The organism is Brachybacterium sp. EE-P12 (assembly GCF_003711805.1).
Lineage (GTDB): Bacteria > Actinomycetota > Actinomycetes > Actinomycetales > Dermabacteraceae > Brachybacterium.
In genome coordinates, this window is record NZ_QXCP01000009.1 from 236522 (window position 1) to 262066 (window position 25545).

The window sequence follows — 25545 nt, forward strand, 5'->3', positions numbered from 1 at the left end:
GATCGGAAGTCGTGGTGTCTGAGGGAACGGGGGTCGAGGGCGGGGCCGGGAGGGGTCTCAGGGGCGGCGGGCGCCGCGCGGGATCCCTCCCGGTCCCCCGTCCGTCAGACCTCTTCGATGGAGCCGACGCCCTCGTGGGGTCGGCGGGACAGGTCGATGCCGAGCTCCTCCGCGGCGCGGAAGACCTCCTCGTCGCTCTCCTGGACCTCCTGGGCGGTGCCGTCGCTGGACAGCACCTCCACGTTCAGGCACAGCGACTGCATCTCCTTGAGCAGCACGCGGAAGGACTCCGGGATCCCGGGCTCGGGGATGTTCTCGCCCTTGACGATCGCCTCGTAGACCTTCACGCGGCCCGAGATGTCATCGGACTTGATGGTCAGCAGCTCCTGCAGGGCGTAGGCGGCGCCGTAGGCCTCCAGGGCCCACACCTCCATCTCGCCGAAGCGCTGGCCGCCGAACTGGGCCTTGCCGCCCAGCGGCTGCTGCGTGATCATCGAGTACGGACCGGTCGAGCGGGCGTGCAGCTTGTCGTCCACCAGGTGGTGGAGCTTCAGCATGTACATGTAGCCCACGGAGATCGGGTCCGGGAAGGGCTCGCCGGAGCGGCCGTCGAACAGGCGCGCCTTGCCGTTCTCCTTGACCATCCGCTCGCCGTCCCGGTTGGGGCGGTGGTTGGCGATCAGGCCGGTGACCTCGTCGGCGGTGAGGCCGTCGAAGACCGGGACCGCGACCGGGGTGCCGGGCTCGCCGTGCAGCGCGGCCTCGGGCAGGTCCGCGGCGACGGCGTCGGAGGCCTCGAGGTCCCAGCCGGACTTCGCGACCCAGCCGAGGTGGGTCTCCATGACCTGGCCGATGTTCATGCGGCCGGGCACGCCCATGGGGTTGAGGATGATGTCGATCGGGGTGCCGTCCTCCAGGAACGGCATGTCCTCGACCGGCAGGATCTTCGCGATGACGCCCTTGTTGCCGTGGCGGCCGGCGAGCTTGTCGCCGTCGGTGATCTTGCGCTTCTGGGCCACGTACACGCGGACCATCTCGTTGACACCGGTGGGGAGGATGTCGCCGTCCTCGTCATCGGTGAACACCCGCACGCCGATCACGGTGCCGGACTCGCCGTGGGGGACGCGCAGCGAGGTGTCGCGCACCTCGCGGGCCTTCTCGCCGAAGATCGCGCGCAGCAGGCGCTCCTCGGGGGTCAGCTCGGTCTCGCCCTTCGGGGTCACCTTGCCGACGAGGATGTCGCCCGGCTCGACCTCGGCGCCGATGCGGATGATGCCGCGCTCGTCGAGATCGGCCAGCACGTCGTCGCCGACGTTCGGGATGTCCCGGGTGATCTCCTCCTTGCCCAGCTTCGTGTCGCGGGCGTCGACCTCGTGCTCCTCGATGTGGATCGAGGTGAGGACGTCGTCCTGGACCATGCGCGAGGACAGGATGATGCCGTCCTCGTAGTTGTGGCCCTCCCACGACATGAACGCGACCAGCAGGTTCTTGCCGATGGCGAGCTCGCCCTGATCGGTCGAGGGACCGTCGGCGAGGATCGAGCCGGCCTCGACCCGGTCGCCCTCGTCGAAGAGGACGCGCTGGTTGTAGGAGTTGCCGGCGTTGGAGCGCTGGAACTTCCCGATCGGGTAGGTCTGGCGGGTGCCGTCGTCGGCCATCACCACGATGAGGTCCGCCGAGAGCTCCTCGATGACGCCGCCCTTGCTGGCCACGACCACGTCGCCCGCGTCGACCGCGGCGCGACGCTCCATGCCGGTGCCGACCAGCGGCATCTCGGAGCGGAGCAGCGGCACGGCCTGGCGCTGCATGTTCGAGCCCATGAGCGCGCGGTTGGCGTCGTCGTGCTCGAGGAAGGGGATCATCGCGGTCGCGACGGAGACCATCTGACGCGCGGAGACGTCCATGTAGTCCACGTCCGCGATCGGCACGAGGTCCGGCTCGCCGCCGGCGAGGCGCACGAGCACCTCGTCCTCGAGGAAGCGGCCGTCCTCGTCGATCTTCGCGTTCGCCTGGGCGATGATGTGACGGTCCTCGTCGTCCGCGGTGAGGTAGACGATCTCGTCGGTGACGAGGCCGTTCTCGACCTTGCGGTACGGGGTCTCGACGAAGCCGAAGGGATTGATCCGGGCGAAGGTCGCCAGCGAACCGATCAGACCGATGTTCGGCCCCTCGGGGGTCTCGATCGGGCACATGCGGCCGTAGTGGCTCGGGTGGACGTCGCGGACCTCCATGCCGGCGCGGTCGCGGGAGAGGCCGCCCGGGCCGAGCGCGGACAGGCGCCGCTTGTGGGTCAGGCCCGACAGCGGGTTGTTCTGGTCCATGAACTGCGACAGCTGGGAGGTTCCGAAGAACTCCTTGATCGCGGCGGTGACCGGACGGATGTTGATCAGCGTCAGCGGGGTGATCGCCTCGACGTCCTGCGTGGTCATGCGCTCGCGGACGACGCGCTCCATCCGGGACAGGCCGGTGCGGACCTGGTTCTGGATCAGCTCGCCGACGGCGCGGATGCGACGGTTGCCGAAGTGGTCGATGTCGTCGGTCTCGACGCGCACCGCGCGGTCGTCGACGCTCGTGTACTCCGAGACGCCGTCGTGCAGCGCGACGATGTACTTGATGGTCGCGACGATGTCCTGCAGGCGCAGGGTCGACTCGGAGAGGCTGCCCTCGAGGCCGAGCTTCTTGTCGATCTTGTAGCGACCGACCTTCGCCAGGTCGTAGCGCTTGGCGTTGAAGTAGAGGTTGTTCAGCATCGCCTCGCCCGCATCGCGCGTGGGCGGCTCGCCCGGGCGCTGCTTGCGGTAGATGTCGATGAGGGCCTCGTCCTGGGAGGTGATGCGGTCCTTCTCGAGCGTGGAGCGCATCGACTCGAACTCGCCGAACTCCTCGAGGATGTCGCTGTGGGACATGCCCAGCGCCTGCAGCAGCGTGGTGACGGACTGCTTGCGCTTGCGGTCGATGCGCACGCCGACCTGGTCGCGCTTGTCGACCTCGAACTCGAGCCAGGCACCGCGCGAGGGGATGACCTTGGCCGAGAAGATGTGCTTGTCCGAGGTCTTGTCGATCGACTCCTCGAAGTACACGCCCGGGGAACGGACGAGCTGCGAGACGACGACGCGCTCGGTGCCGTTGATGATGAAGGTGCCCTTGTCGGTCATGAGCGGGAACTCGCCCATGAAGACCGTCTGGGTCTTGATCTCACCGGTCTCGTTGTTCATGAACTCCGCGATGACGTACAGCGGAGCCGCGTAGGTGAGGTCCTTCTCCTTGCACTCCTCGACCGTGTACTTCGGGTCGTCGAAGGTGTGATCGCGGAACGACAGCGACATGTTGCCGGCGAAGTCCTCGATCGGGGAGATCTCCTCGAGGATGTCCGCGAGACCGGAGGTCTGCGGGACGTCCTCGCGGCCGGCGGAGGCGGCGTCGGCCGCACGCTCCTGCCAGCGCTCGTTGCCCAGCAGCCAGTCGAACGAGGTGGTCTGCAGACTCAGCAGATCCGGGACGTCGAGAGGGTCGCCGAGCTTCGCGAAGGTGACGCGAGGGGAGGCGGTGCGAAGTGCGATGTCGGTGGTGCGATCGGTGCTCGAGGCAGCCAAAGGGGGGTCCTTCCACAGGCCGATGACGGAATCCCAGGCGCGGCGAACACCCGTCAGGCGGTGGAGCGAACGGTGTCGAGATCAGGCGACGGAACCCACGGGAGACGCACAGCGCAAGGACCGAGCATACACAAAATCGCGGATGGAGACAAGGCCCCCTGAGGAGCCGTTCCATCCGCGTCGGCCGCTATATGCCTGGCGCGGGGGTTCTTCGTCGGCGCTTCCTGCCCGTCTGGCTCGACCGGCCCGGCGGTGTCATCACACCGGGCACATGCGGCAGGAACAGCCCCGTACGGGAAAAAGTGTGGCGGGAAATCTCGGCGCAGTCAAGCAGGCGGGGCCGACGGCGCGCTGTCGCGCCACGTCAGAGGCGGATCGCGCGCGTCGCCGCGGGTCGGTGCGCGCGCTCCACGCCGTGCGAGCACGGCTCAGGGCGGTGGCCGCGAGGCGCCTCTTCCCGCGGCCCCGTGGACGCACGCCCCTCCCCCGAGCATGCGGAAGGGCCGCCCCGCGCGATGCGGGACGGCCCTCCTCGGAGCAGTGCGACTGCCGTCAGGTGAGGCGCACACCGGGGCGTGCGCCGGAGATCACTTGACGGAGACGGTCGCGCCGGCCTCCTCGAGCTTCGCCTTGGCGGCGTCGGCGTCCTCCTGCTTGACACCCTCGAGGACGGGCTTGGGGGCCTCGTCGACGAGCGCCTTGGCCTCCTTCAGACCGAGGGAGGTCAGGCCGCGCACCTCCTTGATGACGGCGATCTTCGCGGAGCCGGCCGACTCGAGGATGACGTCGAACTCGGTCTTCTCCTCCTCGGCGGCGGCCTCGCCACCACCGGCGGCGGGAGCGGCACCGGCGACGGCCACGGGGGCGGCGGCGGTGACGTCGAAGACCTCCTCGAACTGCTTCACGAACTCGGAGAGCTCGATGAGGGACATCTCCTTGAAAGCTTCGATGAGCTCGTCGTTGCTGAGCTTCGCCATGAGGGCGTTCCTTCCTGTAGGCGGGACCTGCGTCCCTGCGGTGTTGGAGCGGCGCTCGCGCGCCAGGTCATGCGGTCCGGTTGCTCCGACGGGGCAGCCGGTGGACAGCGCTGAGGCTGTGGTGCGGAATCCGCTGAGCGGTTCTGCTCAGGCGGCTTCCTGCTTGGCCCGCAGCGCGTCCACGGTGCGCGCCGTCTTGGACAGCGGCGCAGCGAACACTGCGGCGGCCTTGGACATCGACGCCTTCATGGCGCCGGCGGCCTTGGCCAGCAGGACCTCGCGGGACTCGAGGTCCGCGAGCTTCTGGACGTCCTCCTGCGAGAGCAGCTTGCCCTCGAAGTAGCCGGACTTGACCACGAGGTTCTCGTGGGTCTTGGCGAAGTCACGCAGAGCCTTCGCAGGCATCACCGGCTCGCCCTTGATGAAGGCGATCGCGGTCGGCCCGCTGAGCGTGCCGTCGAACACGTCGATGCCGGCCTCGCGAGCGGCGATCTCCGTGAGCGTGTTCTTCACCACGGCGTAGGTCGTCTCGGAACCCAGCGCACGACGGAGCTCCTTGAGCTCCCCCACGCTGAGCCCGCGATACTCGGTGATGACGGCGGCGTCGGAGGTGCGGAACATGTCCGCGATCTCCGCGACGGCGTCCACCTTCTCGGGATTCGCCATGGCCCTCCTTCCAGAGGTCTCTCGCCACCGGGTGAAGGAGCCCTGGGAAGGGAAAAGGCCTCGACACGCAGGTGTCGAGGCCAGCACGCACGATCCGGCTCCCCGGGAGCTGCTGCTCCGCGGAGGGCGCGACCGTGCGGGTCGCGTTCGTCCACCTGCGCAGGCCGTCCCCTCGGGACTTCTTCGGACGCTCCCCGGGCGGAGAGCGACGACCGGCGGTCTTCGGTAGGTCCAGCGTAGTGCAGCCGGGCCGTTGCACGCCATGGCGAGAGCGGCGGTCTGCGTCACAGTTCCACGGCGGGTGCAGCCGAGCGGGGCGGGTCCGGGCAGTTCTTCGACGACCTGTTCCGCATTCCTGGTCCATCTCGTCGAAGAACTCTGTGCCTGCGCCCCTGGGCGTGCGGCCGACCGGGGAGGCAGGCGCCTCGGCCCGGGACGAGGGCGTCTCGCCCGCTCCGGCATGCCCCGCCCCCTGCGGATGGTCATCTGCTGGCGCATGGCGTCCCAGTACGGTGATATCACCGCAGTGGTACGCCATACGCCACCACCTGACCATCCTCCTCCCCCGCCCGGACAGCACGACGCCCCGCCCACCGCTGGGGTGGACGGGGCGTCGGGATGCGGCGGCAGAAGCGCGCTCAGGCCTCGTCGGTGTCCTCGAGGAGGTTGCGGGTGCGGTTCACGTCGACCGGGATGCCGGGGCCCATGGTGGTGGACACCGTGATCTTCGTGATGTAGCGGCCCTTCGAGGCGGACGGCTTGAGACGCAGGATCTCGTCCAGCGCCGCGACGTAGTTCTCGACGAGCTGCTGGTCGGAGAAGGAGACCTTGCCGACGATGTAGTGCAGGTTCGCCGCACGGTCGGTGCGGAACTCGATCTTGCCGCCCTTGATGTCGTTCACAGCCTTGGTGACGTCCATGGTCACGGTGCCGGTCCTCGGGTTCGGCATGAGGCCGCGGGGGCCGAGCACGCGGCCCAGCTTGCCGACCTTGCCCATGAGGTTCGGCGTCGCCACGGCGGCGTCGAAGTCGGTCCAGCCGCCGGCGACCTTCTCGATGAGGTCGTCGTCGCCGACCTCGTCGGCGCCCGCCGCGAGAGCGGCCTCGGCCTGCGCTCCGGTCGCGAAGACGATGACCCGGGCGGTCTTGCCGGTGCCGTTGGGCAGGTTGACGGTGCCGCGCACCATCTGGTCCGCCTTGCGGGGGTCGACGCCCAGGCGCATCGAGACCTCGACGGAGGCGTCGAACTTCGCCGGGGAGGACTTCTGCGCGAGGCGCAGCGCGTCCAGCGGGGAGTACGTGCGGCCCTCTTCGATCAGCGCCGCACCGTTCTTGTAAGCCTTGCTACGGAATGCCATCGTTCTCAGCCCTCCACCGTGATGCCCATGGAACGAGCGGTGCCCTCGACGATCTTCGCCGCGGCCTCGATGTCGTTCGCGTTCAGATCAGGCATCTTGGTCTCCGCGATCTCGCGGACCTGAGCCTGGGTGATCTTGCCGACCTTGTCGGTGTGCGGCGTCGAGGAGCCCTTCTGCAGGCCGGCGGCCTTCTTGATGAGCTCAGCGGCCGGCGGGGTCTTCGTGATGAAGGTGAACGAGCGGTCCTCGTAGACCGTGATCTCGACGGGGATGATGTTGCCACGCTGATCGGCGGTGCGATCGTTGTAGGCCTTCACGAACTCCATCATGTTCACGCCGGCGGCGCCGAGCGCGGGACCCACGGGCGGCGCAGGTGTGGCCTGGCCGGCCTGGATCTGGAGCTTGATGATGCTCGCGATCTTCTTCTTGGGAGCCATTGACTCTTCCTCACTGTGGTGTGGTCCGGGCGGAGCTCATCACGCGCTCCTCCCACTGCGGGACCCGTGCGCCCACGGCGGCTCGGGTCCGGGATGCGACGCTACCTGCACGTCGCGGCGGCGTCGACCCGGATCGGGGGTGATCCTGGTCGTATCCGCGCGGCCGGGGCCGCACGTCGCCGCGGATCCGCGAGGCGGATCGGTTCATGGGGACCCGGGCCGGCGCGGCCCGGATCCGGGGGCTCAGATCTTGGCGACCTGGTCGAAGCCGAGCTCGACCGGGGTCTCGCGGCCGAAGATCGAGACGAGCACCTGCAGCTTCTGGGCCTCCGAGTGGATCTCGGAGATCGTGGCCGGCATGGTCTCGAAGGGGCCGTCCATGACGGTGACGGACTCGCCGACCTGGAAGTCGGGGACCTTCTGCGCGGCCGCGGGCTTCGAGGACGCACCCGCACCGCCGGAGGAGCGCTTCTTCTCGGGCAGGCCGACGGAGGGGGCGAGCATCGAGTAGATCTCGTCGAAGGTGAGAGGGGTGGGCTCGGTCGCGTTGCCGACGAAGCCGGTCACGCCCGGGGTGTCGCGCACGACGCGCCAGGACTCGGTGGTCAGGTCCATGCGCACCAGCACGTAGCCGGGGACGCGAACGCGGCGGACGATCTTCTTCTGGCCGTTCTTGACCTCGGTCGCGTCCTCCATCGGGACCTGCGCCTCGAAGATGTAGTCCTCCATGTCCATGGTCTCGGTGCGCGTGGCGAGCTGGGTCTTCACGCGGTTCTCGTGACCGGAGTAGGAGTGGATGACGTACCACTCGCCGATGGCGGAGCGCAGGTGCATGCGCAGCTGCTGGAGCGGGTCCTCCTCGGGCTCCTCGGACGCGGCGGCCTCGCCCTCGGCGGGCTGCTCGTCCTCGTCACCCTCGGCGGCGGCCTCAGGGTCCTCGTCGGCGTCGGCAGGAGCCACGGCGCTCTCGTCGGCCTCGGCCTCGGCGGCGTCGACATCGGCGCCGTGCTCGGCGTCGACCCCGTCCTCCGCGGCGGGGACGCCCTCGTCGGCGGCGTCCGCGGCCGGGGCCTGCTCGGCGGGGGCCGAGGCGGAGAAGGAGAGGGTGTCGTCGACGTCGTCGAAGGACTCGTCGGGGGTAGAGGTCGTCTCGCTCATCGGCGGGAACCTGCCTTCCTGGCGGCGGTGGACTGATCGGTCACGGGACGGGGCGCGGTGCGGACGGGACGCTCGCTCACACGTCCGGGACCGTGAAGGCGATGCGGGAGAGCCAGCTGAAGACCGCGTCGAACCCGAAGATCATCAGGATCATGAAGGCGACGAACAGCAGCACGGTGATCGAGTACAGGACCAGCTCGCGCCTGCTGGGGACGACCACCTTGCGCAGCTCGGCGATCACCTGGCGGATGAACAGACCGATGGCCAGGAACGGGTTCTTCGACCCGGAGCCCTGGGCGTCACCGGTGCGCGGTGCCGACGGGGCGTTCTGGCTGGAGTTCACGTGGGGGCTGTCCGATCTCGTCGAGGTCATCCGCATCCGGCCGGGTGACCCCGGCCGGACCGGCAGGGCAGACAGGGCTCGAACCTGCAACCTGCGGTTTTGGAGACCGCTGCGCTACCAATTGCGCCACTGCCCTTCGCGGGGACGCACCCCGCAGGCCCTCTCGCCCAGCTCCGGGACGCACCCGAGGAGGCCTGAGCGATTCTGACCAGCGACCAGCATACAAGCCGACGGGGGCTCGTGCGAATCGACCCGCACCACGTCACATCCGAGCCGGTCGCCCCTCCCCTCGCAGCACCCGCCGTCCGAAGGAGGGAGATCCTGGCGAGGCGGCGCGAGCTCTGCCACGATGGACCCGTGACCACCGACGACGCCCGCACACCCGCCACCCGTTCCCGCATCTCCGAGCGCATCGGCGCGATCGAGCCCTCGGCCACCCTCGCCGTGGACTCGACCGCGAAGGCGCTCAAGGCCGCCGGCCGGCCCGTGATCGGCTTCGGTGCCGGCGAGCCCGACTTCCCTACCCCGGCGCACGTCGTCGAGGCCGCCGTCGAGGCCGCACGGGATCCCCGCAACCACCGCTACTCCGCGACGCCGGGCCTGCCCGAGCTGCGCGAGGCGCTGGCCGCCTCGGTCTCCGCGACCACGCATCTCGAGATCGATCCCGCCCAGGTGCTCGTCACCAACGGCGGCAAGCAGGCCGTGTTCCAGGCCTTCGCGACGGTGCTCGACCCGGGCGACGAGGTGCTGCTGCCCGCGCCGTACTGGACCACCTATCCGGAGGCGATCCGGCAGACGGGCGCCCGCGAGGTGCCCGTCCTCGCCGGCGCGGACCAGGGATACGTCCCCACGGTCGACCAGCTCGAGGCCGCGCTCACCGAGCGCACCCGCGCCCTGGTGCTGTGCTCGCCGTCGAACCCGACCGGCGCCGTGCTCACCCCCGAGCAGATCGGGGAGATCGGCCGCTGGGCCCACGAGCACGGCCTGTGGGTGATCACCGACGAGATCTACCAGTCCCTGACCTACGAGGGCGTGCCCTTCACCTCGGTCCTCGCCGAGGTGCCGGAGCTGGCCGGGACCACGATCCTGCTGGGCGGGGTGGCGAAGTCCTTCGCGATGACCGGCTGGCGGGTGGGCTGGATGGTCGGGCCGGCCGACGTCATCAAGGCCGCCACGAACCTCCAGTCCCATCTCACCTCCCACGTCAACAACATCGCCCAGCGCGCCGCGCTCGCGGCGATCACCGGGCCGACGGAGCCCGTGGAGGCGATGCGGGAGGCCTTCGACCGGCGCCGCCGCCTGATCGTCGAGAAGCTCTCCGCGATCGAGGGATTCACGGTCCCCACCCCCACCGGCGCCTTCTACGTCTTCCCCGACGTCTCGCAGCTGCTGGGGCGGGAGATCCGGGGCCGGAAGGTCACCACCACCACCGAGCTCGCGACCGTGATCCTCGAGGAGGCCGAGGTCGCGGCCGTGCCCGGCGAGGCCTTCGGCGCGCCCGGCCATCTGCGCTTCTCCTATGCGCTCGGCGACGAGGACATCGTCGAGGGGATCGACCGGGTGGCCGCGCTCCTGGCGGGATGACCTCCTCCCCCACCGGCGCGGGCCGTGACCTGCGCGACCTCCCGAAGGCGCATCTGCACCTGCACTTCACGGGGTCGATGCGGCCGGCGACGCTGCAGGAGCTCGCCGGGGAGCGGGGCATGCGCCTGCCCCGCTCCCTCACCGACGACATCGCGCTGCAGGTCGAGCCGACCCGGCGCGGCTGGTTCCGCTTCCAGCGGCAGTACGACACCGCGCGGGCGGTCGTCGACTCCGAGCAGGCGATGCGCCGCCTGCTGCACGAGGCCGTCGAGGACGACGCGGCCGAGGGCTCGGGCCGGCTCGAGCTGCAGGTGGACCCGACCAGCTACGCCCCCTTCGTCGGCGGGATCACCCCGGCCGTCGAGATCGTGCTCGACCAGGCCGAGCGCTCCGAGGCCGCGACCGGCGTGAGCGTCGGGATCGTGATCGCCGCCTCCCGCACCCGGCACCCGCTGGACGCACGCACCCTCGCCCGGCTCGCCGCGCGCCAGGCGGGCCGCGTGATCGGCTTCGGGCTCTCGAACGACGAACGACGCGGGGACACCGCCGAGTTCGGGCCCGCCTTCCGGATCGCGCGCGAGGCGGGCCTGCTGTCGGTGCCGCACGGCGGGGAGCTGCTGGGCCCGTCCCATGTGCGCGACGTGGTCGAGCACCTGCATCCGCACCGGCTCGGCCACGGGGTGCGGGCCGTCGAGGACCCGCAGCTGCTGGACCGCGTGGTCGAGGCCGGTATCGGGCTCGAGGTGTGTCCCGCCTCGAACGCCTCGCTCGGCGTGCTGCAGGTCGCCGAGGACGTGCCGCTGCGGACCCTGATGGCGGCGGGGGCGCAGATCGCGCTCGGGGCCGACGATCCGCTGCTGTTCGGCTCGCGCCTGCTCGAGCAGTACGAGACGGCGCGTCGGATCGGGCTGGACGACGCCGAGCTCGCGGGCCTCGCGGCCTCCTCGATCCGGCTCTCGGCCGCGCCCGAGCCGGTGCGCAGCAGGCTCCTGGACGGAGTGCGGGACTGGCTCGGGTCGCCCGCGCCCTGACCGGCCTCAGCGGTCCTGGCCGGCGCCCTCCGAGGGCAGGGCGAGGAAGAACTCCGGCGCGGTGAAGCCGGCGCCGTCGAAGGCGGCGGCGATCGTCTCGGCGATCTCCTGCGCGCGGTCCGCCTCGACGAGCGCGATGGTCGAGCCGCCGAAGCCGCCTCCGGTCATGCGGGCGCCGTGCGCCCCGGCCTGCCGGGCGGTGTCCACGGCGAGGTCGAGCTGCGGGACGGTCACCTCGTAGTCCTCGCGCAGGGAGTCGTGGGAGGCGTCCAGCAGCGCGCCGAGCTCGGCGACGTGCTCGCGCACGGTGCCCGAGGCGAGCAGCGCGTCGAACTCGCGCACGCGCTCGATCTCGGTGATGACGTGGCGGGCGCGTCGCCGCACGACCTCGTCGTCGATGCTCGCCAGCAGCTCCTCGAGCCGGGCCGGCTCGGCGTCGCGCAGGGTCGGCACGCCGAGCGCCTCGGCGGCCCGCTCGCTGTCGGCGCGGCGGGCGGTGTACTCGCCGTCGACGTGGGAGTGCTCGGCGCGGGTGTCGGTGATCAGCAGGGCCAGGCCCTGGGAGGCGAGGTCCCACGGCACGGGCCGGGTGGAGAAGTCGCGGCAGTCCAGGAACAGGGCATGGCCCTCGCGGGAGAGCACGGAGGCGGACTGGTCCAGGCCGCCGGTGGAGGCGCCGGCGAAGTCGGTCTCGGCGGTGATCGCGGCGCGCACCCGGTCCAGCGGCTCGGTGCCCAGGGTCAGCAGCGCCTCGATCGCCTCGGCGGAGGCGCACTCGAGGGCGGCGGAGCTGGACAGGCCCGCGCCGAGCGGCACCTGGCCGTCGATGAGGATGTCCATGCCCTGGGTGACGGCGCCGGAGATGAAGGGGCGCAGCGCCCACAGCACGCCGGCGACGTAGGCGGGCCATCCCTCGACGGCACCGGGGGCGAGCTCGCCGGCGTCCAGGTCCAGCTCGAGGGTGTTCTGGGCGGAGCGCAGGCGCAGGCGCGAGGTGGGGGTGCGGGCCGCAGCGGCGAAGCAGCGGTGCGAGATCGCCATCGGCAGACACAGCCCGTCCTGGTAGTCGACGTGCTCGCCGATGATGTTGACGCGGCCGGGCGCGGACCACACCCCGTCGGGCGCGTAGCCGAAGGACTCCTCGAACTTCTCCGCGGCACGGTCGGCGGCCGCGGAGCGCTCCGGCGCGGCCGAGAGCTCGATGCCCTGCGGTGCGGGAACGGTCGTGGGGTCAGCGGCTGCAGCCATCGGGAGTGTCCTTCCGGGACGAGTACGTGGGGGCGCGACGGAGCCCGCCGATCGACCGGCAGGGCGTCGGTGAGTCTATCCGTCCGATGGACAGGAACGGCAAACGGGCGGCGTGCGGGGCGTCCGCGCAGTTCAGCGGCTCGGGCGCAGGGCGAGGCAGGCGGCCGACGGGGCGGGGACCGGCTCTCCCGCAGGGGTCAGATGCTCCCCGCTGCGCCGCAGCACGTCGATCCGGTCGCCCTCCTGGGCGGCGACCAGGACCAGATCGCCCCACTGCGTGAAATGGCGCGGATGCGCGCCGACCTCGACCTCGGTGACGCACTCGGGCCGCATCGCGTCGAGGGAGAGCAGGCAGAGCGTGTCGGGGCCGCGGGCGGCGACCAGGAGCGCGGACTCGTCGGCGACGAGCTCGATGTGCGAGAGGGCGGCATCGGCCGCGCGGCCGCTCGCGGGCGTCATCGAGCGCACGGTCCAGCGGCGCGGGGCCGGAGGCATGACGGCCGGGACCGCGCGGCTCGGGGCCTCGGCGGTGCGCACGGCGGTGGCGACCATGCCCGAGAGCTCGCAGGCGATGTGGATCTGCTCGGACTCGTGATCGGCGGCGAGGTGCCGCGGTCCGCTGCCGCGGGTCAGCGGGATCTCCCCGGCCAGGTCGATCTCCCCGCGGATGCTCTGGCGGTACAGCATCACGCGGTCCAGGCCGAGATCCGGGACGGCGAGCGCACCTGTGCCGGGCAGCGCGACGACCTGGTGGGGGTGCGGGGAGAGGTCCGCGATCCCGTCGACGAGATCGCGGTGCTCGTCGAGGTCGATCTGCGCGCTGGGCAGGCCGTCCTCGTCCAGCCGCACCGTCGCGACCGAGCCCGAGCCGTACTGGGCGACGACGAGGGAGCGTCCGTCGTGCCCGAGGGCGAGGTGGCAGCCGCCCGCCCCGTCCAGGGGCAGGTCCGCGACGACCTCCGGGCGCATGCCGTCCTCGTCCACGCGCAGGGTGACGAGCCGGGTGGGATCCGTCTCGAGCACCGCGTGGAGCAGGGTGCCGTCCTCGCTCCACAGGACGAAGGAGGGGTCGGGCAGGTCGACCGCGGCACGGCGCTCGACGGCGAGATCCTGCCCGTCGTCGTGCAGGTGCAGCAGCTCGATGCCGCGCCCTCGGCCGGTGCCGCTCGTGGAGTAGCCGCCGACGGCCAGCAGTGCGTGGGTGCTCATGGGACCTCCTCGTCCTCGCCGCGGCGCGTCGGTCCGTCCTCGAGGTCCGCGGGCGGCTCGAGGTCCTCGAGCAGCTCCGGGTCGTCGAACAGGGACGGCGACAGCGCCGTCATCTCACCGGTCATCGTAGACGGCTCGATCACGGGCCCGCCGCTGCGACGCCGCATCTTCCGGGTGCCGAGCGAGAGACGGCGACGGCGCAGCGTGGTGAACGGGGAGGAGATCGCCGGGGTGTAGGCGATGCCGCTGCGCCGGACGTAGGGCATCACGCGGGAGGAGATGAGCTGGCCCAGCACGACTCCCGCCGCGATCGCGATCGCGATCTGCGCGGCCTCGAGCAGCTCGGCGATGCCGACGTCCAGGTCGTCCTGCAGCCCGAGCAGCCCCCGGTAGATCCGGCTGCCGGGGACCAGCGGGATGACGCCGCCCATGACGAAGGCGAGGGCGGGGGCGCGCACCCGGTCGGCGAGCGCGGTCGCGACCAGACCCGTGGTGAAGGCGGCGGCGCCCACGCCCACGGTGCGGTCCTGCAGCAGCCCGGTGATCACATGGGAGATGAGCCCCGATCCGGCGGCGACCAGGGCGAGAGCGAGCAGGAGCCGGGCGGGGGTCTGCGTGCCGACGCCGTAGCCGAGCCCCATCCCCAGGCCCGAGATCAGCACCACCAGGGCCGTGGTGATCGACAGCGGCATCGAGGCCGTCACGGAGATGTCCGCACCGACCGCGTCGGCGATCAGCAGCCCTGCCCGCACCCCCACGACGATCCCGATGGTGAGCATGAGCGTCTCGAGCATCCGCCCCGCGGCGGTGACGTACCAGCCGGTGACCGCGTCCTGCACGGCGCTGATCGAGCTGAGCCCCGCGAGCTGCACGATCAGGCAGGAGACGACCACGATCGAGGAGTTCTCGGTGGGGTCGATGACCGAGACGCCGATGGCCGCGGCGACGGCGACTAGCCCGCCGAGGGCCTGGCTGTAGAACGGCGGGATGGACCAGCGGGCGAGCACCTCGGCGATCGCGATCAGCAGCCCGGCGGCCAGGGTCGCGGCGATGACGACGAGGCTGCCCGCCCCGAAGCTCAGGGCGGCCGCACCGCCCATCACCGCGAAGCCGCCGACGACGAGCGCGAGGCGGTACAGCGGCTGGCGCTGCGGGATCGCGGCGGCGCGATGGCGCGCCTCGTCCAGCGGCAGCTCGCCGGAGAGGTACTGGTGGGAGATGTCCTCGAAGGCGGCCAGGCGCGCGAAGTCCTGGGTCCGCTCCCCCGCCGAGCGGACCCTCGTGAACGGGGTCGCGGACTCGTCCTCCAGATAGGAGATCGTGACCTCGTTGAAGGTGACCTGCACGGAGACGTTGCGCAGGCCGGACGAGCTGGTCACCCGCAGCACCGTGGCGGTGACCTCGGAGGCCGCGGCGCCGTTGGTGAGCAGGCCCTCCCCGATCCTCATGGCGAGGTCGAACACGGCATGGAGCCGGGTGGAGTCGGTGGGCACGGATCGATCGTGCCACACCCCCGCCGGGCCTCGCGCCGACGGCGGGGGACATGATGCTCACACTCCCCCGGACGCTCCGGCGGGGGCTCCTGCGGGGGCTCCTGCGGACGTGTCCCTCAGAGGTTCGGCGACGTGGTCAGCGCGGCGATCGAGAGGGCGAGCACGAGCAGGACGGCGGTGTCCAGGCCGCGGGAGCGCACGGCGAGCGCGCCCACCGCGCGGACGGGCAGCAGGGCGCGCAGCAGGGCGAGCGAGAGCAGCAGGGCCGAGAGCAGGATCCCGGCGAGCGAGGCGGAGACCGCCGTGCCGATCACCACGATCAGCGCGAGCGCGGACAGCGCGAGGGTGAGCACCGCCTGCCGTCGGAAGGCGGCGCCCAGGGTGTGGGGGGAACGGGCTGGCGGCATCCGGCCATGGTACGGGTACCGCACGGTTACCCTGGCAGGGGCCGGCAGAGCCGTCGGCCACCGCGACATCCGGAGGATCCCACGATGACCAGCCCCGGTGCGACGTCGGTCGGCACCCGCCGCGAGCACGACCTGCTCGGAGACCGCGACGTCCCAGCCGATGCCTACTACGGCGTCCAGACCCTGCGTGCACAGGAGAACTTCCACATCACGGGGGTGCAGCTGCAGCACTTCCCCCGGATGATCGAGGCCCTCGCCCAGGTCAAGCGCGCCGCCGCCCGCGCCAACCACCGCCTGGGGGCGCTCGACGACGAGCGTTTCGCCGCGATCGACCGCGCCTGCGAGGAGATCGTGGGCGGCGCCCTGCACGAGCACTTCGTGGTGGACATGATCCAGGGCGGTGCCGGCACGAGCACGAACATGAACGCCAACGAGGTGATCGCCAACCGCGCGCTGGAGATCCTCGGGCATGAGAAGGGGCAGTACGACGTGCTGCACCCCAACAACCACGTCAACCTCGGCCAGTCCACCAACGACGTGTACCCGACGGCGATCCGGCTGACGATCATGCTGTCCTTCCCGGCGCTGGCCGAGGCGATGGACCACCTGATCACGACCCTGCGCGCCAAGGGCGAGGAGTTCTCCTCGGTCCTGAAGATGGGCCGCACCCAGCTGCAGGACGCGGTCCCGATGACGGTGGGCCAGGAGTTCCACGCCTGGGCCACCACGATCGAGGAGGACGTCCAGCGCCTGACCCGCACCGCGACGCTGTTCCAGGAGATCAACCTCGGCGCCACCGCGATCGGCACCGGCATCACCTCCGACCCGCGCTACGCGGCGATGGCCACGCACGAGCTCGAGGAGCTGACGGGGGTGCCCTTCGTGGTCTCCGCGGATCTGGTCGAGGCCACCAGCGACACGGGCGCCTTCGTCACCTTCTCGGGGATCCTCAAGCGCATCGCGGTGAAGATCTCGAAGATCTGCAACGACCTGCGCCTGCTGAGCTCCGGGCCGAGGGCGGGGCTGCACGAGATCAACCTGCCGGCCGTGCAGCCGGGCAGCTCGATCATGCCCGGCAAGGTGAACCCGGTGATCCCGGAGGTCGTCAACCAGGTCGCCTACGAGGTGATCGGCAACGACCTCTCGGTGACCTTCGCGGCCGAGGGCGGGCAGCTGCAGCTGAACGTGTTCGAGCCGGTGATCGCGTTCAACATCCTCGAGTCCACGCAGATCATGACCCGGGCGATGAACACCCTCGCCGATCGCTGCGTCGCCGGGATCACCCTGAACGACGGGGTGCTGCAGGACTACCTGCACCGCTCGATCGGGCTGGTGACGGCGCTGGTGCCGGTGATCGGCTACGCCGCCGCGACGGAGATCGCGGAGTCCGCGCTGGAGACGGGCCGCCCGGTCAAGGAGCTCGTGCTCGAACGGGGGCTGCTGGACGAGGACCGCCTGGCCGGCCTGCTCTCCCCCGCCTCGATGACCGCGCCGCACCGCGCGACGGCGACGGGCACCATCCCGGTGCTCGACGAGGACGCGGAGCCGGCGGAGACCACGGAGCAGCCCGACTCGGGGGAGATGGCGGTGCCGCCCACGGAGCGCCTGGACTTCTGAGCACCGGCCGACGAGACGTCAGGCCGCGCGCGGGCGGCTCACTCGTCGGCCTCCTCCATCTTCCCTCGCATGACGAGCTTCGGATCCGGGGTGCCGACGACCTCGTGGTCCTTGCCCTCGTACTCGAACTGGGAGAGGAAGTAGCGCATCGCGTTCAGGCGGGCGCGCTTCTTGTCGTTGGAGCGGATGATCGTCCACGGCGCGTACTTCTTGTCCGTGCGCCGGAACATCTCCTCCTTGGCCAGCGTGTACGCCTCCCAGCGGTCGAGGGACTCGAGATCCATCGGGGAGAGCTTCCAGCGTCGCACCGGGTCCAGCTGCCGGATCGCGAAGCGGGTGCGCTGCTCCTTCTGCGACACGGAGAACCAGAACTTCGTCAGGTGGATGCCGGAGTCGACGAGCATCCGCTCGAAGAACGGGACCTGGTTCATGAAGGTCTCGTACTCGGAGGGGGTCGCGAAGCCCATGACCCGCTCGACGCCGGCCCGGTTGTACCAGGAGCGGTCGAACAGGACCATCTCGCCCTCGGTGGGCAGGTGCTGGATGTAGCGCTGGAAGTACCACTGGCCGCGCTCGCGGTCGGAGGGCTTGTTCAGCGCGACGACCCGGGCGGTGCGGGGGTTGAGGTGCTCGGTGAAGCGCTTGATGGTGCCGCCCTTGCCGGCCGCGTCCCGCCCCTCGAAGATGATCACGGACTTCTGGTCGTGGTCCTCGAGCCAGTACTGGTACTTCAGCAGCTCGACCTGCAGCTTGTACTTCTCCAACTCGTACTCGTCCCGGTCCATGCGGGTCTCGTACGGGTAGCCCTCCTGCCAGGTGTAGACCGGGTTGCCCTGAGGGTCGATCAGGTCGGGGTCCGGCGTGTGCCCGTCCTGGACCGAGTAGCCCTCTTCGCGCAGGTGCTCGATGTACTCGCGCAGGCTCTGGTTGTCGGGGATCCTCACGCTCACTCCTTCGGGGCTCGCTGGTCGATGCGCTCAACTCTAGAGGTCGCTGATGACCCGTAGGTGAACGGAGGTCCTGCGCCGCCCGCCGCGTCGGGGGCCGGGCGGGGCGGCGCGGGGACGCCGTCAGTGCGCGAAGTGGCGCGTGCCGGTGAGGTAGAGGGTCACGCCCGCGGCGCGGCAGGCCTCGACGACCTCCTCGTCGCGGATCGAGCCGCCGGGCTGGACGATCGCCCGCACACCGGCGTCCAGCAGGATCTGCGCGCCGTCGGCGAAGGGGAAGAAGGCGTCGGAGGCGGCGACCGCGCCGCGGGCCCGCTCCGGGGCGGTCTCGCCCTCGGCGTGCTCGCCGAGGCTGTTCGCGCGGGCGACCGCCAGGCGGCAGGAGTCCAGGCGGTTGACCTGGCCCATCCCGATGCCGACGGCCGCGCCGCCGGAGGCCAGCAGGATCGCGTTGGACTTCACGGCCCGCACGGCGCGCCAGGCGAACTCGAGGTCGGCGAGGGTCGCGGCGTCGGCCGCGTCGCCTGCGGCGAGGGTCCAGCCGGCCGGGGCATCGCCCTCGGCGTCGATCCGGTCGGCGTCCTGGATCAGCATGCCGCCCCAGATCTCGCGCATCTCGACGCCGCGGGTGTACTCCCCCTCGAGCTTCAGGATGCGGAGGTTCTTCTTCGTGCGCAGCAGCTCGAGGGCCTCGTCCTCGTAGCCGGGGGCGAGGATCACCTCGGTGAAGATGGGCTTGACCTGCTGGGCCATGGCGAGGGTGACCGTGCGGTTGGCCGCGATCACGCCGCCGTAGGCGGAGACGGGGTCGGTGCCGTGTGCGAGGGCGTGGGCGCGGGCGATGTCCTCGTCCTCGTCGACCACGGCGATGCCGCAGGGGTTGTTGTGCTTGACCACGGCGACGGCGGGGCGGGTGTGGTCGTGGGCGGCGCGCACCGCGGCGTCCGCGTCGACGTAGTTGTTGTAGCTCATGGCCTTGCCGCCGAGCTGCTCGGCGCCGGCGATGCCGGGCTCGTCCTCGTCGGTGACGGCCAGGCGGGCCCGCTGGTGGGGGTTCTCGCCGTAGCGGAGGGTCGCGGAGATGCCGAGCTCGGCGGCGTCGGCGTCGGAGAGGTCCAGGATCGTGGGCAGCTCGCCCTCCGCGTCGGCCTCCGCCGCCTGGGCCTCGCCGCCCGCGTCTGCCTCGTCCTCGGCGAGCTGGCCGAGCATCCAGTCGCTGATCGCCTCGTCGTACTCGGCGGTGCGGGTGAAGGCGATGGTCGAGAGCTCCTGGCGCTCGGCGAGGGTGAAGCCTCCCGCCTCGGCGGCCTCGGCCGCGATCGGGTACCCCTCGGGGTCCACGACCACGGCCACGGAGGCGAAGTTCTTCGCCGCGGCGCGCACCATGGTGGGTCCGCCCACGTCGATCTTCTCGATGATCTCGTCGAAGGTGCCGCCGGCGGCGACGGTCTCGGCGAAGGGGTAGAGGTTCACGACCACGAGGTCGATCGGGGCGATGTCGTGCTCGGCGAGCTGCGCGCGGTGTCCCTCCAGGCGCTGGTCGGCGAGGATCCCGCCGTGGATGCGCGGGTGGAGGGTCTTGACCCGGCCGTCGAGCATCTCGGGGAAGCCGGTGACGGACTCGACGTCGGTCACGGCGACGCCGGCCTCGCGGATCCTCGCGGCGGTGGAGCCGGTCGAGAGGATCTCCACGCCCTGCTCGGCGAGGGTGCGGGCGAGGTCGACGATCCCGGTCTTGTCGAAGACGGAGAGGAGGGCTCGGCGGATCGGGCGGCGGTCTGCGGTGCTCACGTGGCGTGCTCCTTGGTCGGATCTGCTTGCGGCGGGCACCCAGGCGGTCGATGCCCCCGACGTCACACTCCCCGGTGGTCCCCCACCTTCGCCAGTCGTGTCCCGGTCAGCCTACCGGGCCGGGCTCGCGCGCCGGCGCTCAGCGGGCGGCGGTGAGACGGCGCACGACCTCGACCAGCAGCGGCTGCTCGACAGCCTTGATCCGCTCGTGCAGGGCGGCCTCGGTGTCGTCCTCGAGCACGTCCACGGCGCGCTGGGCGAGGATCCGCCCGGTGTCCACCCCGGCGTCGACCTCGATCACGCTGCAGCCGGTGACCTTGACGCCGTGGGCGAGCGCGTCGCGCACCCCGTGCGCGCCGGGGAAGGCGGGCAGCAGCGCCGGGTGGGTGTTGATGATCCGGCCGCCGAAGGCCTCGAGCAGGGGCGGGCCGACGAGCTTCATGAACCCGGCGAGGACCACGAGCTGCGGCGCGTGGGCGGCGACCGCCGCCGCGAGCGCCCGGTCCCAGGCATCGCGGTCCGGGTGGTCGCCGAGGGCGATCACCTCGGCGGGGATGCCGGCGGCGCGGGCGTGGTGGAGGCCGGCGGCCTCGCGGTCGGCGATCACGCCGACCACCTCGTAGGGGCACTGCTCCTCGGCGGAGGCGGCGAGGAGGGCGGCGAGGTTCGAGCCGGTGCCGGAGATCAGGACGACGACGGGGGTGCGAGTCACCGTCCCAGGGTAGTGGCCGGCGCGGTGCCCGTCCTGTGCGGCCCGCCGCGCGCGCACGGCACAATGGGTGGGGTGAACAGCGATCGCTCCTCGTCCCCGCGCTCCGACGGCACCTCGGGGAGCCGTCACCGTCGCCGGCTCGGGGCGCTCGCCCTCACGCTGCTCGCCTCGTGGCTGCTGATGATGATGCCGCTGCCGATCTCGCTGCTGGCAGGGCTGACGGGGCTGTCCGCGCTGGTGCTGCTGGTCCTGGTGGTGGTGCAGTCGGTGAAGGACGGCCGCTGGTCGACGGCGGTCATCGGCGTGTTCCTGGGGCTCCCGGCGACGCTGATGATCATCGCCGGCGCCCTGCTGAGCACCCTGTTCTACACGCCGCTGGCCGAGCTCGAGGACTGCCGGGCCACGGCGATCACCGAGCAGGCGCGCGTGAAGTGCGATGCGGAGGCGCAGGGCTCGATGGTCGAGTGGCTCAGCGGCCTGCTGGGGGGCTGAGCGGGTCCTCGTCCGCGGGCGAGGCAGGGCTGTCCACCGGGCTCCGCGGTGACGCGGCCGGGCTCACGTCGGGCGAGGCCGCGCTCCCGGCCGAGGCGGCGCTCATCGAGGAGCCAGCACTCGCCGCAGAGTCAGCGCTCCCGGCCGAGACGGCGCTCGCCGCGGACGCGGCGCTCCCGTCGGCGTCTCCCCTCCCGCTCGACGTGAGCGGGCGGTCCTCGTCCTCGCCGCGCTCACGGGACTCGGCCTCCTCGACCCGCTGCCGCAGGGAGGCGATGCCGCGGCGCGTCCACGGCACGAGGTCGGTGCCGCGCACGGCGAGGACGGCCCCGGTGGCGAGCACCACCACGCCCAGCAGCGGCAGGGCGAGGGTCGACATCTGCGGGCCGAGGTGCACCAGGCGTCCGTCCCCGATCCCGCCGGTGGTCAGGCCCGCCAGCAGCAGCACCGCGACGATCACCGCCGCCGGATAGGCGATCCAGGCGGTGAGCCGTTCGCGCCGTCCGAGCTCGGCGACGTCCCGCACGAGCGAGGACGCGCCCAGCCCCACCGCGATCGCGGGCAGCAGCATGAGCGCCCAGGTCCAGACCGGGAAGCCGCCCGGATCGGGGAGGATTCCCAGCAGCGGCAGAGCCGGCAGCACCCCGGTCTGCGCCTCGCCGAGGGAGATCCCGGTCGAGGTCCCCACCACGACGGTGCCGCCGAGCAGCACCGCGAGCGCCCACACGGCCAGCAGCGGCAGCAGCGCGAGCTGCAGCAGCAGCAGCACGAGACCGCCCACGATCCCCGGTGCGAGCTGGTCGAACAGCGCGGTCTGGGCGGGCACGCGGAAGGCGGCCAGCCCGAGCACGAGCAGCAGCCCGGCGGCGACCAGGCCCAGCAGGGCGATCGCCGCGGCTCGCGCGACCGCGTCGTAGGGGGCGGGCAGCAGGTCCAGCACCCTCACCCCCGGCACCGTGGAGGTCGCCTCCCGGCGCAGCGACCACAGCAGGCCGATCAGCCCGCCGCCGACGGAGACGAGCGCACCGGAGACGAACGCTGAGGTCACCACCGGTGTCGCCTCGGCGCTGCGGCCGATCGCGGCGAGGATCGACAGGCCGATCGCATAGGTGCCGGCGAAGGCGGCCAGCGCCACCCCGGCCTCGCGCAGGGCGCCGACGCGCAGCACCCCGTCCTCCCGCACGAGCTGCAGGCGCCGCCCGACCCGGCGCAGGTTCAGCGCGGCCAGGAGCACCAGGAGGATCTGCAGGCCGACGGGGGTGAGCGTCACGGCCCCGTCGATCACCCCGGTGCTGAGCACGACCCCGCCGCCGTGGCCGAGCACGAGGATGCTCAGCGCGATCAGCACGGCGTCCAGGGCGGTCGCGCTCGAGGAGGTCCCGGCGACCTGCGCGGCCAGGGCCGGCACGACGACGACGGCGAGCGCGACGCCGAGCACGGACAGCGCCGCGAGGAGCCCGCGGACCAGTGGCGTCGTGATGCTGTCGCCGTCTGTGCTCACGCGATGCTCCTCGGGGGTGGGGGAAGGCGCCCGGACGGTGCCGGGCCCGTGGTCTCTCGCCGGTCCATGGTCGCACCTCGGCCGGTCCCGCCGACGCATCCGGGCACGGGACGCGAGTCACGGCGCGGCGGCGCGGGGGTGACGCATAATGACACGGATGTCCGCTCCTCTCCCTCGCCCCGATCTCACCGCACCCGTGACTGCGACGCCCGTCGTCCGCACGATGCGGATCGAGGAGCCGGTGGACCTGCTGGGCCACGTCCCCGAGGGCGTCAGCGGCGCCTGGCTCCGGCACGGTCAGGGCGTGGTCGCCCTGGGCACCGCCTGGTCGGTCCGCACCCGGGGGCCGGACCGCTTCGCGGCGGCGAGCGCCGCCTTCCGCGAGCTCGCCTCCCGCGCCCGCATCGACGACGAGGTGCGGGTGCGCACCAGCGGCCTGATCGCGCTGGGCTCCTTCTCCTACGCGGCGTCCTCCGCGCGGGCCTCGACCCTGCTGGTGCCGCGCGCGCTGCTCGGCGTCCACGACGGCGAGGCCTTCCTCACCGTCGTCGGGATCGACGAGGAGCCGGAGCTGCCCGTCTCCTGGCGGGACCTGTTCCCCTCCTCCCCCGCCGACGTCCCCGCGGACGTCCCTCTGGACCTCGAGGCGGATCACACGCCCGACGAGTACCAGGCCCTCGTGCAGCAGGCCGTGGAGGAGATCCGGGCCGGGGCGGCGGAGAAGATCGTGCTGTCCGAACGCACCTCCGTGCGCGCGCCCCGGCCGCTGTCCCCCGCCCTGCTCCTGACGCGGCTCGCGCGCGACTATCCCTCGACCTGGGTGTACCACCTCGAGGACGTCGTCGGCGCGAGCCCGGAGATGCTCGCCCAGACCGAGCAGGGCCGCGTGTTCTCCCGCGTGCTGGCCGGCTCCCGGCCCGTCGCGGACGACGGCGAGCTGGACGAGGCGGATCGCCGTGCCTTCCGCAGCGACCGCAAGGAGCGCTCCGAGCATGCCTACGCGGTGGACTCGGTGGTCGAGCGGCTCGCCGATCTCGCCGCGGAGCCGGAGGTCTCCCCCGAGCCGTTCGTGCTGCGCCTGCCGGGGCTCGAGCACCTCGCCTCGGACGTCTCGGCCCGCCTCCACGAGGGGGTCACGAGCCTGGACGTCGCGGCGCGCCTGCACCCGTCGGCCGCGGTCTCCGGGACGCCGCGCGAGCGGGCCGACGAGATCATCGACCGGCTCGAGCCGCATGACCGCGGCGGCTATGCCTCCCCCGTCGGCTGGATGGACGCGAGCGGCGACGGCCAGTGGGCGATCGCGCTGCGGATGGCGCACCTGACCGGGGAGCGCACGGCGGTGCTGCAGGCCGGCGGCGGGCTCGTCGCGGCCTCGGACCCGGTCTCCGAGCATGCCGAGGCGCTCGCGAAGTGCCGTCCGATGCTGCGCGCGCTGCGGGGCGACGCCGGCGCCTGAGCCCGACGCCCGGACCGATCAGCCCTCCCGTGCGGAGAGGGTGACCTCGACCTGCTGGATGCCGCCGTCGCGGACCACCTCGAGCTGGTGGGTCGAGCCGACCTCCAGCCCGCGCACCGCGCCGGTGAGCGCGCCGGCGCCGCCGATGGTCGTGTCGTCGACCCCGATGATGAGATCCCCCTCGGCCAGACCCGCCTCGGCGGCGGGGCTGCCCGGCTCGACGGAGACGACCTGGGCGCCCCGGTACCCGGCGCTGCCGTCGTCCGCGGAGCCGTCGGTGGTGGTCACTCCCAGGAAGGCGTGCTCGACCGGGCCGCCGTCCTCGAGCTGATCGGCGATCAGCATGGCCGTGTTCGCGGGGATCGCGAAGCCGAGCCCGATGCTGCCGGCCTGCCCCGACTCGTTCGGGATGGAGGCGATCGCGGTGTTGATGCCGATGACCTGGCCGGCGGCGTCGACGAGCGGGCCGCCGGAGTTGCCGGGATTGATCGCGGCGTCGGTCTGGATCGCGGAGGTGTAGGTGGTGTCCGAGCCGTCGGTCTCCTCGCCGGAGGCGGTCACGGGCCGGTCCAGCGCCGAGACGATGCCGGTGGTGACCGTGTTCTCGAGCCCGAGCGGGGTGCCGAGCGCCATGACGGGCTGGCCCACGGCGACCGTCGAGGAGTCCGCGAAGGTCGCGGGCTGCAGGTCGTCCGGCGGGGAGTCTAGGCGGATGACGGCGAGGTCGGTGGTGGGGTCGGTGCCGACGGGGCTCGCGGTGTAGCTGCGCCCGTCGCTGGTGGTGATCTGGAGGGAGCGCGCCTCGCCGACGACGTGGTCGTTGGTCAGGATCGTGCCCTCCTCGTCGAGGATCACGCCGGTGCCCTGGCTGGTGCCGGCGCCGGTGGAGGCGAGGATCGAGACGGCGCTGGGCGAGACCTGCTCGGCGATCTCCGCCCAGTCGGGATCCTCCGCGGTGGTGGTCGCGGCGGGGCGGGCCTCGGTGGTGGTCGAGCTCGAGGAGGCGGCGACGGGCTCGTCGTCCTGCAGCTGGTCGTAGGCGATGACGCCGCCGAGGGTCAGGCCGCTGGAGAGGAGCATGCCGGCGATCACGAGGCCGCCGGTGCCGATCCAGCCCGGGCCGCGGCGAGGGGCGGCCGTGCCGGCGGATGCAGCTGCCGGTGCGGCGGCGGTGACGGGGAGCGGCTCGGTCGCGTCGGCGCCGTAGGACGCGCCCGCACCGTACGGGGCGTCGGGCCCGTAGGGCGCGCCGCCCCCAGAGGAGACGTCGGCGCCGTGCGGGGTCGCCGCGCCGTACGAGAAGCCTGCGCCGGACGCGCCGTACCAGCTCGGCCCGGGATCCGGAGCGGCCTGCGGCGGGAGCGGCGCGGTGCCGGGAGTGCTCGAGTCCGGGATGGACGTCTCCGGGCCGGACGCGGCCGGGCTCGACGCGTCCGGGCTGGGCGCGGCCGGGATCGCGGTGTCGTCGTCGCGGGGCGGCTGCGGGGAGTGCTCGTCGTTCATGGGGTCATGTCACCACCGTTCG

21 protein-coding genes, 1 tRNA gene and 1 riboswitch are annotated in these 25545 nt (G+C 72.1%); of the genes, 5 read left to right on the forward strand and 17 right to left on the reverse strand.

The features are described from left to right. Nucleotides 1-104 precede the first annotated feature (104 nt). The 8 genes from rpoB to D1648_RS13355 form a co-directional block, all read right to left on the reverse strand. Nucleotides 105-3593 (reverse strand): DNA-directed RNA polymerase subunit beta, encoded by a 3489-nt coding sequence (gene rpoB, locus D1648_RS13320; protein ID WP_122942629.1) that lies wholly within the window; start codon nt 3591-3593, stop codon nt 105-107. Between the two features lie 587 nt (nt 3594-4180). Further along, nucleotides 4181-4570: a 50S ribosomal protein L7/L12 gene (rplL, locus tag D1648_RS13325; protein ID WP_122942631.1), complete on the reverse strand. Its 390-nt coding sequence runs from the start codon at nt 4568-4570 to the stop codon at nt 4181-4183. A gap of 147 nt (nt 4571-4717) precedes the next feature. Continuing rightward, nucleotides 4718-5236, reverse strand: coding sequence for a 50S ribosomal protein L10 (gene rplJ, locus D1648_RS13330; RefSeq protein ID WP_122942633.1), 519 nt, complete (start codon nt 5234-5236; stop codon nt 4718-4720). Nucleotides 5237-5874: 638 nt separating this feature from the next. Further along, nucleotides 5875-6594 carry a 50S ribosomal protein L1 gene (rplA, locus tag D1648_RS13335; RefSeq protein ID WP_122942635.1) on the reverse strand — a complete coding sequence of 240 codons (720 nt, stop codon included), beginning with the start codon at nt 6592-6594 and terminating at the stop codon, nt 5875-5877. Nucleotides 6595-6599: 5 nt separating this feature from the next. After that, nucleotides 6600-7031, reverse strand: a complete 432-nt coding sequence (rplK, locus tag D1648_RS13340; protein WP_122942637.1) for a 50S ribosomal protein L11 — start codon at nt 7029-7031, stop codon at nt 6600-6602. A 243-nt stretch (nt 7032-7274) separates the two neighbouring features. Beyond that, on the reverse strand, nt 7275-8189 hold the full coding sequence (gene nusG, locus D1648_RS13345) for a transcription termination/antitermination protein NusG (protein WP_122942639.1): 915 nt from the start codon (nt 8187-8189) through the stop codon (nt 7275-7277). A 76-nt stretch (nt 8190-8265) separates the two neighbouring features. Beyond that, nucleotides 8266-8562: a preprotein translocase subunit SecE gene (gene secE / locus D1648_RS13350; protein WP_241155495.1), complete on the reverse strand. Its 297-nt coding sequence runs from the start codon at nt 8560-8562 to the stop codon at nt 8266-8268. Nucleotides 8563-8595: 33 nt separating this feature from the next. Next, a tRNA-Trp gene (locus D1648_RS13355) sits at nt 8596-8668 on the reverse strand. A 221-nt stretch (nt 8669-8889) separates the two neighbouring features. On the opposite strand from D1648_RS13355, the gene D1648_RS13360 reads away from it, so the two are divergent. Both D1648_RS13360 and D1648_RS13365 read left to right on the forward strand, forming a co-directional pair. Then, nucleotides 8890-10116 (forward strand): pyridoxal phosphate-dependent aminotransferase, encoded by a 1227-nt coding sequence (locus D1648_RS13360; RefSeq protein ID WP_122942642.1) that lies wholly within the window; start codon nt 8890-8892, stop codon nt 10114-10116. Then, nucleotides 10113-11147: an adenosine deaminase gene (locus D1648_RS13365; protein ID WP_122942644.1), complete on the forward strand. Its 1035-nt coding sequence runs from the start codon at nt 10113-10115 to the stop codon at nt 11145-11147. The genes D1648_RS13360 and D1648_RS13365 overlap by 4 nt, the downstream gene beginning before the upstream one ends. Nucleotides 11148-11153: 6 nt before the next feature. Here the strand turns inward: D1648_RS13365 and galK are convergent, their stop codons facing one another. The 4 genes from galK to D1648_RS13385 form a co-directional block, all read right to left on the reverse strand. Continuing rightward, entirely contained in the window at nt 11154-12395 is a 1242-nt protein-coding gene (gene galK, locus D1648_RS13370; RefSeq protein ID WP_122942646.1) for a galactokinase, read from the reverse strand. Between the two features lie 132 nt (nt 12396-12527). Beyond that, a complete protein-coding gene (locus D1648_RS13375; protein WP_122942648.1) occupies nt 12528-13604 on the reverse strand; it encodes a beta-propeller fold lactonase family protein in 1077 nt (358 codons plus the stop codon). After that, the gene (locus tag D1648_RS13380; protein ID WP_122942650.1) at nt 13601-15097 is read right to left on the reverse strand and encodes a threonine/serine exporter ThrE family protein; all 1497 of its coding nucleotides are present in this window, start codon (nt 15095-15097) and stop codon (nt 13601-13603) included. The genes D1648_RS13375 and D1648_RS13380 overlap by 4 nt, the downstream gene beginning before the upstream one ends. Before the next feature lie 116 nt (nt 15098-15213). Beyond that, nucleotides 15214-15504, reverse strand: a complete 291-nt coding sequence (locus tag D1648_RS13385) for a DUF3017 domain-containing protein (protein WP_122942652.1) — start codon at nt 15502-15504, stop codon at nt 15214-15216. 84 nt (nt 15505-15588) lie between these two features. Here D1648_RS13385 and D1648_RS13390 point away from each other — a divergent pair, with 84 nt between their 5' ends. Further along, nucleotides 15589-17121 (forward strand): aspartate ammonia-lyase, encoded by a 1533-nt coding sequence (locus tag D1648_RS13390; protein WP_122942655.1) that lies wholly within the window; start codon nt 15589-15591, stop codon nt 17119-17121. A 38-nt stretch (nt 17122-17159) separates the two neighbouring features. Here D1648_RS13390 and ppk2 read toward each other — a convergent pair whose 3' ends face one another. From ppk2 to purN, 3 genes are all read right to left on the reverse strand, one after another. After that, complete coding sequence (ppk2, locus tag D1648_RS13395; protein ID WP_122942657.1) at nt 17160-18065, reverse strand: polyphosphate kinase 2; 906 nt, start codon at nt 18063-18065, stop codon at nt 17160-17162. A 126-nt stretch (nt 18066-18191) separates the two neighbouring features. Continuing rightward, nucleotides 18192-19859, reverse strand: coding sequence for a bifunctional phosphoribosylaminoimidazolecarboxamide formyltransferase/IMP cyclohydrolase (purH, locus tag D1648_RS13400; protein WP_122942659.1), 1668 nt, complete (start codon nt 19857-19859; stop codon nt 18192-18194). 30 nt (nt 19860-19889) lie between these two features. Further along, nucleotides 19890-19968, reverse strand: a riboswitch (ZMP/ZTP riboswitch). A gap of 30 nt (nt 19969-19998) precedes the next feature. After that, the gene (purN, locus tag D1648_RS13405) at nt 19999-20571 is read right to left on the reverse strand and encodes a phosphoribosylglycinamide formyltransferase (RefSeq protein WP_164518718.1); all 573 of its coding nucleotides are present in this window, start codon (nt 20569-20571) and stop codon (nt 19999-20001) included. Between the two features lie 63 nt (nt 20572-20634). On the opposite strand from purN, the gene D1648_RS13410 reads away from it, so the two are divergent. Beyond that, nucleotides 20635-21063 carry a hypothetical protein gene (locus D1648_RS13410; RefSeq protein ID WP_122943330.1) on the forward strand — a complete coding sequence of 143 codons (429 nt, stop codon included), beginning with the start codon at nt 20635-20637 and terminating at the stop codon, nt 21061-21063. Here the strand turns inward: D1648_RS13410 and D1648_RS13415 are convergent. Further along, nucleotides 21041-22564 (reverse strand): DUF6350 family protein, encoded by a 1524-nt coding sequence (locus tag D1648_RS13415; RefSeq protein ID WP_241155496.1) that lies wholly within the window; start codon nt 22562-22564, stop codon nt 21041-21043. The genes D1648_RS13410 and D1648_RS13415 overlap by 23 nt on opposite strands. A gap of 157 nt (nt 22565-22721) precedes the next feature. Between D1648_RS13415 and D1648_RS13420 the strand changes: the two genes are divergently transcribed. Further along, complete coding sequence (locus D1648_RS13420; protein ID WP_164518719.1) at nt 22722-24020, forward strand: isochorismate synthase MenF; 1299 nt, start codon at nt 22722-22724, stop codon at nt 24018-24020. Nucleotides 24021-24038: 18 nt separating this feature from the next. Here the strand turns inward: D1648_RS13420 and D1648_RS18450 are convergent, their stop codons facing one another. Next, nucleotides 24039-25523 carry a trypsin-like peptidase domain-containing protein gene (locus D1648_RS18450; RefSeq protein ID WP_122942665.1) on the reverse strand — a complete coding sequence of 495 codons (1485 nt, stop codon included), beginning with the start codon at nt 25521-25523 and terminating at the stop codon, nt 24039-24041. Nucleotides 25524-25545: the final 22 nt, after the last annotated feature.